The sequence below is a fragment of the Streptomyces sp. NPDC058145 genome (assembly GCF_042884245.1).
Lineage (GTDB): Bacteria > Actinomycetota > Actinomycetes > Streptomycetales > Streptomycetaceae > Streptomyces.
This window is the reverse complement of sequence record NZ_JBHVUH010000003.1, coordinates 608,704-621,581: the sequence shown is the minus strand read 5'-3', so window position 1 is coordinate 621,581 and position 12,878 is coordinate 608,704. Positions and strand designations below refer to the sequence as shown.

Here is a 12,878-nt window from a genome sequence, read left to right as displayed (position 1 = left end):
AGATGGTTCCCCTCGCGGATGTCCGGGCCGCCCGGGACTGATGAGGTAGCGGTGTGCATCCCCGTACAGCCCGCTGGAGCATCCCTGAGCAGGGACTCCCGCACACGGACGACGATGCCGGGCTCGACGGCGAGCTGGCGGCGGTGGTCGCCGGTGCCCGCCGCCGGGCGGTACGCGACGGGGACCGCCAGATCGACACCGCCCATCTGCTCCACTCGCTCCTGGAGCACGACCCCGAGGTGCGGGCCGCCGTCGGCGAGGCCCCGCGGCTCGCCCGGCTGCTCGGCTACCTCGCGCAGCGCAGCATCGGCTACGGGCTGCGCTGGCAGCACACGGTGGAGGGCTCCGGCGCGCTCGCCGTCGTACCCGGTCGCGCCCCGTACGGCGGTGAGCGGGCGGGCGGCGGTGCGCACGGCGACACCGGTCACTGGTCGCCCATCGCGGCCGTCGCCCTGGAGGAGGCCCGTCGGCGCGCACGGCGGCGCGGTGCGGAGCGGACCGGCGGCACCGATCTGCTCGCCGGGCTCGTCGTGGACCCGCGGTCCCGGGCGGTCGAGGTCCTCGAGCGCGCCGGCATCCGGACCCGCGAGCTGGGCGCCCGGCTCGACGGCCGCGCGGCGGACGTCCGCCCCTGACGCCGTCCATCACCTGAGACAGGTGTCATCGGGGGTGACGCTCATGTCAACGCCTGTCATCATGTGCCGGTGCCTATATCTGCAAGCAGCCGGGGCAGCCACGGCAAGGGCGTCGGGCTCGGTCTCGCGCTGCTGTCCGCGCTGGCCTTCGGCGGGTCCGGAGTCGCGGCGAAGCCGCTGATCGAGGCGGGACTCGACCCGCTCCACGTGGTGTGGCTACGGGTGGCGGGCGCCGCCGTGGTCATGCTGCCGCTCGCCGTGCGGCATCGCACGCTGCCGCTCCGCCGACCCGCGCTGCTCGCCGGGTTCGGCCTGCTGGCCGTGGCCGGCGTCCAGGCCTGCTACTTCGCCGCGCTCTCCCGCATCCCGGTCGGCGTGGCGCTGCTCGTCGAGTACCTGGCCCCCGCGCTCGTGCTCGGCTGGGTGCGGTTCGTGCAGCGGCGGCCGGTGACCCGCGCCGCCGCGCTCGGCGTGGTCCTCGCCGCCGGCGGTCTCGCCTGTGTGGTGGAGGTGTGGTCGGGCCTGAGCTTCGACGCGTTCGGACTGCTGCTCGCGCTCGGCGCCGCCTGCTGTCAGGTCGGCTACTTCGTCCTGTCCGACCAGGGCAGTGAGGCGGGCGAGCAGGCGCCGGACCCGCTCGGCGTCATCGCCTACGGCCTGCTCGTCGGCGCCCTCGTGCTGACCGCCGTGGCCCGCCCGTGGAGCATGGACTGGTCGGTGCTGACCGGGTCCGCGCGGATGAACGGCACCACCGTCCCGGCCGTCGCCCTGCTGGCCTGGATCGTCCTCGTCGCCACGGTCGTCGCGTACATCACCGGCGTGCTGTCCGTGCGCCGGCTGTCCCCGCAGGTCGCCGGTGTCGTCGCGTGCCTCGAAGCGGTCATCGCGACCGTGCTGGCCTGGGTGCTGCTCGGCGAGCACCTGTCCGCGCCGCAGATCATCGGCGGCGCCGTGGTCCTCCTCGGCGCGTACATCGCCCAGTCCTCGGCGCCCGCCAAGGGCGCGGCGGAGCCGGTGGCCGCGGGCGGTGGCGCGGAGCGGGAGTTGTCGGCACGCGGAACGGCTGCCTAAGGTGCTGGTCATGACCTCCGACGCGCTCGTCCTTTCGCCCCCCGCCGCCTGAGGCGGGCCTCCGGGATGAACGCCTGGCGCGCGGCGCCGGGCGGGACGGTGCTGCCCGCAGACGAAGTCCGCGCGCCCCGCTGATCCGGGTCGCCTTCCGAACTTCCGCACTCCGGTGCGCTTCTGCGGAGAGAATCCTCGTGTCGAACGCTGTCCCAGGCCTGCCCGTCGGGCGTGGCCTGCTCTATCTGATCGTCACCGGTGCCACCTGGGGCACCGCGGGTGCCGTCGCCTCGCTGGTCTACCGGACCAGCGAGATGGGTGCCTTCACCCTCTCCTTCTGGCGCTGCGCCGTCGGACTCGTGCTGCTGCTGGCCGGCCGGCTGCTGCGCGGCCGCACCCGGGCGGCGGCGCCCGAACCGCTGCGCCGCAGGGCCGCGAAGGCCGCCGCCACCGGCCTCGGGCTGGCCGTCTTCCAGACCGCCTACTTCGCCGCCGTGGGGTCGACCGGGCTCGCCGTGGCCACGGTGGTCACACTGGGCGCGGGCCCCGTGCTGATCGCGCTCGGCGCCCGGCTCACCCTGGGGGAGCGGCTCGGCGCGGGCGGCGCCCTCGCGGTCGCGGGCGCCCTCACCGGGCTGGCCGTACTCACCCTCGGCGGCTCCGCCGCGACCGTCCGGCCGGTCGGGGTGCTGTACGCGCTGGCGTCGGCGGCCGGCTACAGCGGCATGACGCTGCTGACCCGCCGCTGGGGACGCGACGGCGCCGCCGACGCCTCCGGCACCACCATCGGCGCCTTCGCCGTCACCACCCTGTGCCTGCTGCCGTTCGCCCTGGGCGAGGGGCTGTTCCCGCACACCGGACACCCGGTACGGCTGCTGGTCCTGATCGCGTACATCGCGTCCGTGCCCACCGCCCTCGCCTACGCCCTGTACTTCGCGGGTGCCGCCGTCGTACGGTCCGCCACCGTCTCCGTGATCATGCTGCTGGAGCCGGTGACCGCGGCCGTGCTCGCCGTGGCGCTGCTCGGCGAGCGCCTCACGGCGGCCACCCTGGCCGGAACGCTGCTGATGCTCGGCGCTGTCGCGGGCCTGGCACTGGGGGAGGCCCGCGGTGCCGGACGCCGCGAGCCGGTTCCCGTGACCTCCTAGCTCACGGCGTCAGAGTTCACGGCGTCAGATAGTCCGGGAGTCCGATGCCGGGCGCCAGGTCGGGGTTGGGGACGGGGGCCTCGTAGCCCTTGCGGAGCGGCACGACCCCGGCCCAGTGCGGCAGGGACAGGTCCTCGGGCTCGTCGTTGGCGCCGCCGGTGCGGATCTTCGCGGAGACCTCGTCGAGGTCGAGGCGGATGACCGCGGTGGCGGCCAGCTCCCTCTTGTTCGCGGGCCGGGAGTCGGCGGCCCGGCCCGGTACGACCTGATTCACCAGCGCGTCCAGGGCCAGCCGTCGCTCCTCGGGGTCGGTGACCTCGTGGGCGGTGCCGTGCACCACCACCGAGCGGTAGTTCATCGAGTGGTGGAAGGCGGAGCGGGCCAGCACCAGCCCGTCGACATGGGTGACCGTCAGGCAGACCTCGAGGCCCGGGTCCGCCTCGCCGGTCATCCGCAGCGGGCGCGAACCGGTGGACCCGTGGACGTACAGCCGCTCGCCGACCCGGCCGTACAGCGTCGGCAGCACCACCGGCGCGCCGTCGCGGACGAAGCCGAGGTGGCAGACGTAGCCCTCGTCGAGTATCGCGTGCACCACGTCCCGGTCGTACGACGCCCGGTTCGCGGAACGCGTGGGCACGGTGCGGTCGGTCGGCGTGTACACGGCGGACGGCGACGAGGCTTCCCGGGTCCCCTGCATGGCGATCTCCATTGCACTAGTGCATAATTGGTTTTGTGCTAGGAGAGTATCCGATTCAGGGCCGGGGCGCAGCGGAGATCGCGGCCAGCGTCGAGCGGGCGGTCGGCGCCGGGGAGCTGGAGCCCGGCCGACACCTGCCCCCCATGCGGGATTTGGCGACCCGGCTCGGGGTGAACCCGAACACGGTCGCGGCCGCCTACCGCACCCTGCGCGAACGCGGGGTGATCGAGACCGACGGGCGGCGCGGCAGCCGGATCCGCCCCAAGCCGGCCACGACGGGACGCGAGCAGATCCGGGTGGAGGTGCCGGCGGGCGTGCGGGACGCGGCCGACGGCAACCCGGACCCCGCGCTGCTGCCCCGCCTCGCGGACGCCTTCGCGGTGGCCGCCGCGCACGGCGACCGGGAGCCGGTGCTCTACGGGCACGACCCGGTGGAGCCGGAGTTGGCCCGGCTGGCCCGCGCCGCGCTGGACGCCGACGGGGTGCCGGACGGCCCCGTGGCCGTGGCCTCCGGTTCCCTGGACGTCATCGAACGGGTCCTCGCGGCCCACCTCAAGCCGGGCGACCGGGTGGCGGTGGAGGACCCCGGCTGGGGCAGCGTGCTGGACCTGGTCCCGGCGCTCGGTCTGCGCACGGTCCCCGTCGGCGTCGACGACGAGGGGCCGCTTCCCGGGGACGTCCGCGGCGCGCTGGAGTCCGGGGCGCGGGCGCTGATCGTCACCGACCGGGCGCAGAACCCGACCGGTGCCGCGCTGACCGCCACGCGCGCGCGTGCGCTGCGTTCGGTCCTCCGGGACCACCCGGGGACTTTGCTGATCGAGGACGACCACGGCCACGGCATCGTGGATGTGCCGCTGTGTCCGCTGGCCGGTGTCACCCGCCACTGGGCCTTCGTCCGCTCCGTCGCGAAGGCCTGGGGGCCGGACCTGCGCCTCGCGGTGTTCACCGGGGACGCCGTCACCGTCGACCGGGTGCGCGGGCGGCAGCGGCTGGGCCCCGGATGGGTGAGCCGGCTCGTGCAGCGGGCCGTGGTGGAACTGTGGCGCGGCGGCGCGGTGGACGCCCGTGAGGTGGCGGCCTCGTACGGCGGCCGCCGGGAGGCCCTGGTCGAGGCGCTGGCCGCGCGCGGGGTGGCGGCGCACGGCCGCAGTGGCATGAACGTCTGGGTGCCGGTGCCCGACGAGACGGGCGTGGTGGCCCGCCTGCTGCACGCGGGCTGGGCGGTCGCTCCGGGCGCCCGGTTCCGGCTGGGCTCGCCGCCGGGCATCCGTGTCACGGTCTCGGCCCTCGCCCCGCGGGACATCGTCCCCCTGGCGGAGGCGGTGGCGGCGGCGGTACGCCCTTCCCCGGCCCGCTCCTACGGCTGAGGGCCGCGCCGGGGGCCGCGAGGCGGCGGCTCAGGCCCTGGACCTGATCTGGGTGAGCGCGGCCCCGGCGAGAACGATCACGGCGCCGACCGGAGTGGTCCAGCGCAGCGACTCCCCGAGGATCGCCACGCCCGCCGCCGTGGCGATGACCGGGATGAAGTACGTGACCATCTGCGCCGTGGTGGGCCCCACCTCGGCGACGAGACCGTACTGGATGAGCACCGCCAGCCCTGTGCCGAGAGCGCCCAGCGCGGCCACGGCCAGCAGCGGGACGACCGGGAAGTGGTCCGGGAACGGGGTGAACAGCGGGGTCACGACGGCCAGTTGCACCGTGGCCAGCAGGAGCTGGGCGCCCGTCATGGACAGATGCGAGTTACCGGTTCCGGCCAGGGTCCGGCGGACGTAGATCCAGCCGATCGGGTAGCTCAGCGAGGCGAGCAGCGCCATCGCCGTGCCCGTCGCGTCCAGCCCGTGGAAGCCCTGCCAGGCGCCCAGCACCGTCAGCACACCGAGGAAGCCGAGGCCGAGCCCCGCGACACGCACCCGCGTGGGCCGGTCCTCGGAGAGCGCGACCATCGACAGGGCCATGCCCCACAGCGGCGAGGTGGCGTTGCAGATGCCGGCCAGCGTGGAGGGGATGGTCAGCTCGGAGTACGCGAAGAGGGAGAACGGCAGGGCGTTCAGGAAGAACGCGGCGACCGCCATGTGTCCCCACAGCCGGGCCCCGCGCGGCAGCCGCTCCCGCTTCACGGCCATCGCCGCCGCCAGCACCGCCGTACCGAAGACCAGCCGGCCGAGGGTGACCTGGAACGGCGCGTAGCCCTCCGTGCCCACCTTGATCAGCAGGAAGCTGAAGCCCCAGATCAGCGACAGGGCGCCGAAGCGCAGCCGCCAGTCGAGGCGGGCGCGGGGCCGGGCGGGCGCGGGGGACTGGGTTCGGGGTGCGGTGACCGTGCTCATGACGTCAACGATGCGGGACCCGACCGCGTAGCACAATCGAGAATTCTCACCGGATACCTCTTAGAATCACTTACATGTTGAACCTGGAGCGCCTGCGGACCCTGGACGCCCTCGCCCGGCACGGCTCGGTCAGTGCGGCCGCCGACGCCCTGCACGTCACGACGTCCGCGGTCTCCCAGCAACTCGGCAAGCTGGAGCGCGAGGCCGGACAGCGGCTGCTCGCGAAGAACGGCCGGGGCGTACGGCTCACGGACGCCGGGCGGCTGCTGTCCGAGCACGCGGCCCGCATCCTGTCCCAGGTCGAACTCGCCCAGGCCGATCTCGAGGCGCACCGCGGCCAGGTCGCCGGCGAACTGCGCGTCTCGGCGTTCCCGACCGCGGCCCGCGGCCTGTTCCCCACCGCGCTCGCCGACCTGCGCGGCCGGCACCCGGGCCTGCGGGTGCGCTCCAGCGAACTGGAGCCGGAGCACGGCATCGCCGCCGTCGTGCGCGGTGACCTCGACCTGGCCGTCGTCCTCGACTGGTACAACAAGCCGATGCCCGTGCCCGACGGCCTGGTCAAAGCGCCCCTGCTGGACGATCCGGCCGATGTCGCCATGCCGGCCGGGCACCCGCTCGCGAACCGGGAGGAGGTGGACCTCGCCGAGTTCGCGGAGGACGAGTGGATCACCTGGGGCGAGGGCGAGTTCTGCCACGAGTGGCTGATGTTCACCCTGCGCTCCAAGGGCATCGAGCCGATCGTCGGGCACCGGGCCGGCGAGACCCACACCCAGCTCGGGCTGGTCGCCGCCGGTCTCGGCGTGTGTATCGCGCCGCTGCTGGGCCGGCACCCGGTGCCCCCGGGCATCGTCATGATCCCGCTCAGTCAGCGGGTGCGGCGGCACGTCTACGTCGTCTGGCGGGCGGACGCCGACCGCCGCCCCTCGATCCGCGCCGCGGTCGAGGCGCTGCGGGCGGCGGCCGAGCGGGTGAGCGAGGTCTAGGGCTTTTCCGGCGCCCTCATGTCCCGCCGGGTTCCGGGCCTCACCGAACCGCCCCGAGCTTGCGGAAGTCCCAGGACACGATCGTGTCCGGGGTCAGCCGGGCCCAGGCGTGCCGGCCGTCGTGCGGCATCTCGTCCATACCGAAGTACTTGCGCGCGAACACCGTCTCCGGGGTGTCGAGTTCGGCGCGCAGCTCCCCGGTCCGGGGCACCTCGCCCACGAACTCCACCCGTCCGGACAGCTCGGCCCCGCGCAACTGGTCGTACTCCTCACCCGAGTCGACCACGACCGCCACCCGGGGATCGCGGCGCAACTGCGTCCAGCGCCGGCTGCGCACCACGGAGTACAGCCACAGCGAGGTGCCGTCCCAGGCGAACCACAGCGCGCTGACGTGCGGCGCGCCGTCCGCCGAGACGGTCGCGACCCGGCAGGTGCGCCGGCTGGTCAGGAAGTCGTCCAGCTCCCCGGGCGTCATCATGATCTTCCGGCCCCGGCGCTGCTGCGTCACGGTCATACGGCCCCCTCTTTCTCCCACGTCGAACCGGCGGAACCCGCCCCTGGCGTGATCCTCCGAGATCACGTCGGGAAAGGGAACAGGACGAGTTCACCGGCCTCGCCGGCGCGCCTCAGGCCAGCTTGATCTCGTCGCCCGAGACGGTGATCTTCTCGGCGGCCAGCGGACGGGTCGCGGGCCCCTGCTTGACACTGCCGTCCTCGACGGAGAAGTGGCTGTTGTGACACGGGCAGACGATCGCGCCGCCCGAGATGCTGGACACGGCGCAGCCCTGATGGGTGCACTTGGCGGAGAACGCCTTGTAGGTGCCCGCCTTCGGCTGGGTGACCACCACGCCCCGGTCCTTGAAGATCTTGCCGCCGCCCTCCGGGATGTCCGAGGTCCGGGCCAGGGCCGTGCCCCCGGCCGAGTCGTCGGAGCCCGCGGAACCTCCGCCCTGGGACGAGCCGGTGGACCCGGTCGCGCCCGCGGTCCCGGACCCGGTGTCCACGGTGTCCGAGGAGTTGTCGCCCGAACCGCAGGCGGTCAGCGCGGCGGCGAGCCCTGCCGCTCCGGCCGCCGCAACGACGGTACGGCGGGCCGGTCCCGTTTCGGGCTTGAACGATGCGCTGGTCATGAAGTGGTTCCCTTCCGCGGAGCGTCTCGTGATCCGTCCAGGGGTACGGTCCCCGGCCGCCACCTGTTCAGACGGGCGCCCTGATCCATGCCCTCCGGAGGTCAGGCGGGCATGAAACCACGGCCGACGGCCGGATGCCGGGACCACGACCGCGCACCGGCCGGCCGTCCGTCGGCCGGACCAGCCCCTGCCCCAGTAGCCTGGGGCGATGCTCAAGGAAGTCACCGCCACCCGCTACATCACACCTTTGCGTGAGGGCGGCTCGCTGCCGGGACTCGTCGAGGCCGACGACTTCGGTACGTACGTCATGAAGTTCACCGGCGCCGGACAGGGCCGCAAGACCCTGGTCGCCGAGGTGGTGTGCGGCGAACTCGCCCGCCGGCTCGGCTTCCGGATGCCCCGGCTGGTGACGGTCCGGCTGGACCCCGTACTGGGCCTCGGCGAGCCCGAGCAGCAGGTGCAGGACCTGCTCAGGTCCAGCGGCGGCACCAACCTCGGCATGGACTTCCTCTCCGGCGCCCTCGGTTACGACCCGCTCGCCTTCCCGGTGAGCCCCGCCGAGGCCGGGCGGATCGTCTGGTTCGACGCGCTGATCAACAACGTCGACCGCTCCTGGCGCAACCCCAACCTCCTGGTGCACCGCGGTGAGCTGTGGCTCATCGACCACGGCGCCACGATGATCTGGCACCACAACTGGCCCTCCGCCGAGGCCTCCGTGGCCCGCCCCTACGACGCCGCCGACCACGCCCTCGCCCGCTTCGCGCCGGAGGTCACGGCCGCCGCGGCCGAACTGGCACCCAGGGTCACCGGGGACCTGCTCGCCGAGGTCACCGCCGAGATCCCCGACGCCTGGCTGGCCGACGAGCCGGGCTTCGGCACCCCGGACGAACTCAGAGACGCCTACGCGCGGCCGCTGCTCGCCCGGGCGGCCGTCATCGCCGAGCGCATCACCGGCATCGAGGAGGGCAAGTGAGCGAGCGTCACATCCACATGGCCGGCCATGTGACCGAGCGCCACATCACCCGGGCGGGCCAGGGCGGTGACCGGGACGTGTTCGAGTACGCCCTGCTGCGCGTCGTCCCGCGCGTCGAGCGCGGCGAGTGCGTCAACGCCGGCGTGGTGGTCTACTGCCGCGCCCAGGCCTATGTCGGCGCCCGCACCCACCTGGACGAGGCCCGGCTGCTCGCCCTGGACCCCGGGGCGGACGTGGCGGGGGTGCGGGCCGCGCTCGGCGCCGTCGAACAGGTCTGCGCCGGCGGCGAGGAGGCCGGACAGGCGGCCGGCGACGACGCCGGGCGGCGCTTCCGCTGGCTGATCGCGCCCCGCTCCACCGTCGTGCAGCCGGGGCCGGTGCACACCGGGCTCACCACCGATCCGGCGGCGGAGACCGAGCGTCTGCTCGACCTCCTGGTGAGGTAATGGATCACACCGGCCCGGTGTCCCGTTGACACCGGGTGCCAGGGCTTCTAGCGTCGCGTGTGCTGAAGGTACTAAGCGGTCGCTCACCGCACTGGCCGGCTCCGCCAGGAGCCGCACAGGTTCTCTCAAGGGCGAGGAGAAGCAGCAATGTCCACCACTGAACAGCGGGTCGCGGTAGTCACCGGCGCGGCGCGCGGTATCGGCGCCGCCACCGCCGTACGGCTGGCCGCCGAAGGTCGCGCGGTCGCCGTGATCGACCTCGACGAGGCCGCCTGCAAGGACACCGTCGAGAAGATCACCGCGGCCGGCGGCCGGGCGATCGCGGTCGGCGCGGACGTCTCCGACGAGGCGCAGGTCGAGGCCGCCGTCGCCCGGATCGTCGAGGAACTGGGCGCCCCGACCATCCTGGTCAACAACGCCGGCGTACTGCGCGACAACCTGCTGTTCAAGATGAGCGTCTCCGACTGGGACACCGTCCTGAACGTGCACCTGCGCGGCTCGTTCCTGATGACCAAGGCGGTCCAGAAGCACATGGTCGACGCGGGCTTCGGCCGGGTCGTCAACCTGTCCTCGTCCTCCGCGCTCGGCAACCGCGGCCAGGCCAACTACTCGGCCGCCAAGGCAGGCCTGCAGGGCTTCACCAAGACCCTCGCCATCGAGCTGGGCAAGTTCGGCATCACCGCCAACGCCGTCGCCCCCGGCTTCATCGCCACCGAGATGACCAAGATCACCGCCGATCGGGTCGGTATGGGCTTCGACGACTTCAAGAAGGCCGCCGCCACCCAGATCCCGGTCCAGCGGGTGGGCGAGCCCGAGGACATCGCCAACGCCATCGCCTTCTTCACGGGCGAGGCGGCCGGCTTCGTCTCCGGCCAGGTGCTGTACGTCGCCGGCGGACCGCTCGACTAGGAAGTCTGGGGATCACGGACATGACTGAACTCCCGGAGCTCTCCGGCAAGGCAGCCCTCGTCACCGGCGCCAGCCGCGGCATCGGTTACGGCATCGCCGAGGCGCTCGTCGCCCGCGGCGACCGCGTGTGCATCACCGGACGGAACGAGGACGCCCTGAAGGAGGCCGTCGAACGGCTCGGCGCCGACCGGGTCATCGGCGTCGCCGGCAAGGCCCACGACCTCGGCCACCAGGGCGAGGCCGTCGAGCGGACCATGGAGGCCTTCGGCCGCGTCGACTTCCTGGTCAACAACGCCGGCACCAACCCCGTCTTCGGGCCCATCGCCGACCTCGACCTTGACGTCGCCCGCAAGGTGTTCGAGACCAACGTGATCTCGGCGCTCGGCTTCGCCCAGAAGACCTGGCACGCCTGGCAGAAGGACAACGGCGGCGCGATCGTCAACATCGCCTCGGTCGCGGGTCTCGCTCCCTCGCCGTTCATCGGTGCCTACGGCGTCAGCAAGGCCGCGATGATCAACCTCACCCAGCAGCTGGCGCACGAGTTCGCGCCCCGCGTGCGGGTCAACGCGATCGCCCCGGCCGTCGTGAAGACCAAGTTCGCCGAGGCCCTCTACGAGGGCCGTGAGGCCGAGGCGGCAGCCTCCTACCCGCTCGGCCGGCTCGGCGTGCCCTCCGACATCGGCGGGGCCGCCGCGTTCCTCACCTCCGAGCAGTCCGACTGGGTCACCGGTCAGACGCTCGTCGTGGACGGCGGCATCTTCCTCAACGCCGGCGTGGGCTGACCGGTACCGTCCGGTCGTCTTTTTCGGGCGCCGTTTCCCAGCGGAACGGCGCCCGAAACGCCGCACAAAACACGCACAGCGGATTGACAACGTAGTCATCGCGCAATCGATCAAGAAGGCCTTGTTCCGGGGAGGTTCACGGGGCCGGACGCTGCGGTATGGTCTGCCGACCCTTGGTATGGCAGATCGAGGAGCGTGCGCGTGTTCAACCGGAACCGATTCCTGCGGAGAGTCGCGGCGATCGCGTCCATATCCCTGGTGGCCGGCTGCGGTCTGTTCTCGGACGGGGATCCCGACAGCAATGGCCCGATCGTCGTCGGGACCACCAGCGCGCCCAGCACCCTGGACCCGGCCGGCGCCTGGGACGGCTCCTGGGAGCTCTACCGGAACATCTACCAAACTCTCCTCGCTTACCCGAACGGCGTCACCACCCCCCAGCCGGACGCCGCGGAGAGCTGCTCCTTCACCGACGCCGCCAGCCGCACCTACCGCTGCAAGCTGCGCCCCGGCATGCAGTTCGCGGACGGGGACCCGCTGAACGCCGAGGCCGTCCAGCACTCCATCAACCGCATCCGCACCATCGACGCCCCCGGCGGCCCCGCCGGACTGCTCGGCAGCCTGGACAGCGTGGACGCGGTCGGCGACAACGAGGTGGTCTTCCACCTCAACCAGTCCGACGCCACCTTCCCGTTCGTGCTCGCCACCCCGGCCATGTCCATCGTCGACCCCGACGACTACCCGGCGAACTCGCTGCGCAAGGACAACAAGGTCTTCGGCTCCGGGCCGTACACGCTGCAGTCCTACGAGGAGGGCAAGCAGGCCGTCCTGGCGCGCAACGACCACTACCAGGGCTTCGCCAAGCGGCAGAACAACGCGGTGACCATCCGGTACTACCAGGACTCGGCCACCATGGTGAAGGCGCTGCGCGACAAGCAGATCGACGTCACCTACCGAGGCCTCGCCGCCGACGACATCCTCACCCTGCAGCGGGCCGGCACCACCGACCTGCAACTGGTGGACGGCACCGGCACGGACATCAGCTACCTGGTGTTCAACCCCAAGGACTCGTGGGCCAAGCAGCCCGCCGTGCGCAAGGCCATCGCCCAGGTCGTCGACCGGGGTGCGATCGCGCACAAGGTCTACAAGGACACCGTGGTCCCGCTGTACTCGATGGTCCCGGCCGGTCTGACCGGCCACGCCACCAGCTACTTCGACGACTTCGGCGACCCGAGCGTGTCCAAGGCCCGCAGGATCCTCACCGACGCGGGCATCACCCAGCGCGTCCCGCTCACCCTCTGGTACACCACCGACCGCTACGGCTCCGAGACGGCCGTGATGTTCCAGGAGCTGAAGCGGCAGCTGGACGCCTCCGGACTGTTCAGCATCACCCTCAAGAGCCGCCCCTGGAAGACCTATGTGGTCGGCTACCAGAAGGGCGAGTACCCGGTGTTCGGCCGCGGCTGGTTCCCGGACTTCCCCGACGCGGACAACTTCATCGCCCCGTTCGTCGGCGAGCAGAACGCCCTGGGGACGCCGTACCCGTCCAAGCAGATCACCAACGTGCTGCTGCCCCGCTCGCGCGCCCAGGGCGATCGCGGCAAGGTGGTCAAGGACCTGGAGGCCGCCCAGCAGATCATGGTGAACGACGCCCGGCTGATCCCGTTGTGGCAGGGCCGGCAGTACGTGGCGGCGAACGAGGACATCTCGGGCGGCGAACGCGCCCTCGACCCGTCGACGATCATGATGATGTGGGAGTTGCACCGCAAGACGAGCTGGTGACGGT

The 12,878-nt window shown here is 72.6% G+C and carries 14 protein-coding genes; 10 read left to right on the top strand and 4 right to left on the bottom strand.

The window, feature by feature from the left end:
- Nucleotides 1–53: 53 nt before the first annotated feature.
- The 3 genes from ACFVVO_RS09785 to ACFVVO_RS09775 all read left to right on the top strand — a co-directional run bounded on the left by ACFVVO_RS09785 (nucleotide 54) and on the right by ACFVVO_RS09775 (nucleotide 2,848).
- Nucleotides 54–635 (top strand): Clp protease N-terminal domain-containing protein, encoded by a 582-nt coding sequence (locus ACFVVO_RS09785; protein WP_390053308.1) that lies wholly within the window; start codon nucleotides 54–56, stop codon nucleotides 633–635.
- A 63-nt stretch (nucleotides 636–698) separates the two neighbouring features.
- Nucleotides 699–1,706, top strand: a complete 1,008-nt coding sequence (locus tag ACFVVO_RS09780) for a DMT family transporter (RefSeq protein ID WP_390053306.1) — start codon at nucleotides 699–701, stop codon at nucleotides 1,704–1,706.
- A 191-nt stretch (nucleotides 1,707–1,897) separates the two neighbouring features.
- On the top strand, nucleotides 1,898–2,848 hold the full coding sequence (locus tag ACFVVO_RS09775; RefSeq protein WP_390053304.1) for a DMT family transporter: 951 nt from the start codon (nucleotides 1,898–1,900) through the stop codon (nucleotides 2,846–2,848).
- Nucleotides 2,849–2,864: 16 nt separating this feature from the next.
- On the opposite strand, the gene ACFVVO_RS09770 is transcribed toward ACFVVO_RS09775, so the two are convergent.
- Nucleotides 2,865–3,545 carry a pyridoxamine 5'-phosphate oxidase family protein gene (locus tag ACFVVO_RS09770; RefSeq protein ID WP_390053302.1) on the bottom strand — a complete coding sequence of 227 codons (681 nt, stop codon included), beginning with the start codon at nucleotides 3,543–3,545 and terminating at the stop codon, nucleotides 2,865–2,867.
- Between the two features lie 35 nt (nucleotides 3,546–3,580).
- On the opposite strand from ACFVVO_RS09770, the gene ACFVVO_RS09765 reads away from it, so the two are divergent.
- Nucleotides 3,581–4,912 carry an aminotransferase class I/II-fold pyridoxal phosphate-dependent enzyme gene (locus tag ACFVVO_RS09765; protein ID WP_390053300.1) on the top strand — a complete coding sequence of 444 codons (1,332 nt, stop codon included), beginning with the start codon at nucleotides 3,581–3,583 and terminating at the stop codon, nucleotides 4,910–4,912.
- A 30-nt stretch (nucleotides 4,913–4,942) separates the two neighbouring features.
- On the opposite strand, the gene ACFVVO_RS09760 is transcribed toward ACFVVO_RS09765, so the two are convergent.
- Nucleotides 4,943–5,872: a DMT family transporter gene (locus tag ACFVVO_RS09760; RefSeq protein ID WP_390053298.1), complete on the bottom strand. Its 930-nt coding sequence runs from the start codon at nucleotides 5,870–5,872 to the stop codon at nucleotides 4,943–4,945.
- A gap of 74 nt (nucleotides 5,873–5,946) precedes the next feature.
- On the opposite strand from ACFVVO_RS09760, the gene ACFVVO_RS09755 reads away from it, so the two are divergent.
- Nucleotides 5,947–6,855: a LysR family transcriptional regulator gene (locus tag ACFVVO_RS09755; protein WP_390053296.1), complete on the top strand. Its 909-nt coding sequence runs from the start codon at nucleotides 5,947–5,949 to the stop codon at nucleotides 6,853–6,855.
- 40 nt (nucleotides 6,856–6,895) lie between these two features.
- On the opposite strand, the gene ACFVVO_RS09750 is transcribed toward ACFVVO_RS09755, so the two are convergent.
- On the bottom strand, nucleotides 6,896–7,369 hold the full coding sequence (locus ACFVVO_RS09750; RefSeq protein WP_390053295.1) for a pyridoxamine 5'-phosphate oxidase family protein: 474 nt from the start codon (nucleotides 7,367–7,369) through the stop codon (nucleotides 6,896–6,898).
- A 112-nt stretch (nucleotides 7,370–7,481) separates the two neighbouring features.
- Nucleotides 7,482–7,985 (bottom strand): Rieske (2Fe-2S) protein, encoded by a 504-nt coding sequence (locus ACFVVO_RS09745; protein WP_390053293.1) that lies wholly within the window; start codon nucleotides 7,983–7,985, stop codon nucleotides 7,482–7,484.
- Between the two features lie 208 nt (nucleotides 7,986–8,193).
- Between ACFVVO_RS09745 and ACFVVO_RS09740 the strand changes: the two genes are divergently transcribed.
- The 5 genes from ACFVVO_RS09740 to ACFVVO_RS09720 all read left to right on the top strand — a co-directional run bounded on the left by ACFVVO_RS09740 (nucleotide 8,194) and on the right by ACFVVO_RS09720 (nucleotide 12,874).
- Nucleotides 8,194–8,958: a HipA family kinase gene (locus ACFVVO_RS09740; RefSeq protein ID WP_390053292.1), complete on the top strand. Its 765-nt coding sequence runs from the start codon at nucleotides 8,194–8,196 to the stop codon at nucleotides 8,956–8,958.
- Nucleotides 8,955–9,404 (top strand): DUF3037 domain-containing protein, encoded by a 450-nt coding sequence (locus ACFVVO_RS09735; protein WP_390053290.1) that lies wholly within the window; start codon nucleotides 8,955–8,957, stop codon nucleotides 9,402–9,404. The genes ACFVVO_RS09740 and ACFVVO_RS09735 overlap by 4 nt, the downstream gene beginning before the upstream one ends.
- A gap of 147 nt (nucleotides 9,405–9,551) precedes the next feature.
- Nucleotides 9,552–10,313, top strand: a complete 762-nt coding sequence (fabG, locus tag ACFVVO_RS09730; RefSeq protein ID WP_390053288.1) for a 3-oxoacyl-ACP reductase FabG — start codon at nucleotides 9,552–9,554, stop codon at nucleotides 10,311–10,313.
- A gap of 20 nt (nucleotides 10,314–10,333) precedes the next feature.
- Nucleotides 10,334–11,095 carry an SDR family oxidoreductase gene (locus tag ACFVVO_RS09725; RefSeq protein WP_390053286.1) on the top strand — a complete coding sequence of 254 codons (762 nt, stop codon included), beginning with the start codon at nucleotides 10,334–10,336 and terminating at the stop codon, nucleotides 11,093–11,095.
- A gap of 201 nt (nucleotides 11,096–11,296) precedes the next feature.
- A complete protein-coding gene (locus tag ACFVVO_RS09720) occupies nucleotides 11,297–12,874 on the top strand; it encodes an ABC transporter substrate-binding protein (RefSeq protein ID WP_390053284.1) in 1,578 nt (525 codons plus the stop codon).
- Nucleotides 12,875–12,878 lie beyond the last annotated feature (4 nt).

Coding starts and splice junctions, on each gene's coding strand:
- ACFVVO_RS09770 (WP_390053302.1), bottom strand. CDS start 3,545: ATGCAGGGGACCCGGGAAGCCTCGTCGCCGTCCGCCGTGTACACGCCG.
- ACFVVO_RS09760 (WP_390053298.1), bottom strand. CDS start 5,872: ATGAGCACGGTCACCGCACCCCGAACCCAGTCCCCCGCGCCCGCCCGG.
- ACFVVO_RS09755 (WP_390053296.1), top strand. CDS start 5,947: ATGTTGAACCTGGAGCGCCTGCGGACCCTGGACGCCCTCGCCCGGCAC.
- ACFVVO_RS09750 (WP_390053295.1), bottom strand. CDS start 7,369: ATGACCGTGACGCAGCAGCGCCGGGGCCGGAAGATCATGATGACGCCC.
- ACFVVO_RS09745 (WP_390053293.1), bottom strand. CDS start 7,985: ATGACCAGCGCATCGTTCAAGCCCGAAACGGGACCGGCCCGCCGTACC.
- ACFVVO_RS09740 (WP_390053292.1), top strand. CDS start 8,194: ATGCTCAAGGAAGTCACCGCCACCCGCTACATCACACCTTTGCGTGAG.
- fabG (WP_390053288.1), top strand. CDS start 9,552: ATGTCCACCACTGAACAGCGGGTCGCGGTAGTCACCGGCGCGGCGCGC.
- ACFVVO_RS09725 (WP_390053286.1), top strand. CDS start 10,334: ATGACTGAACTCCCGGAGCTCTCCGGCAAGGCAGCCCTCGTCACCGGC.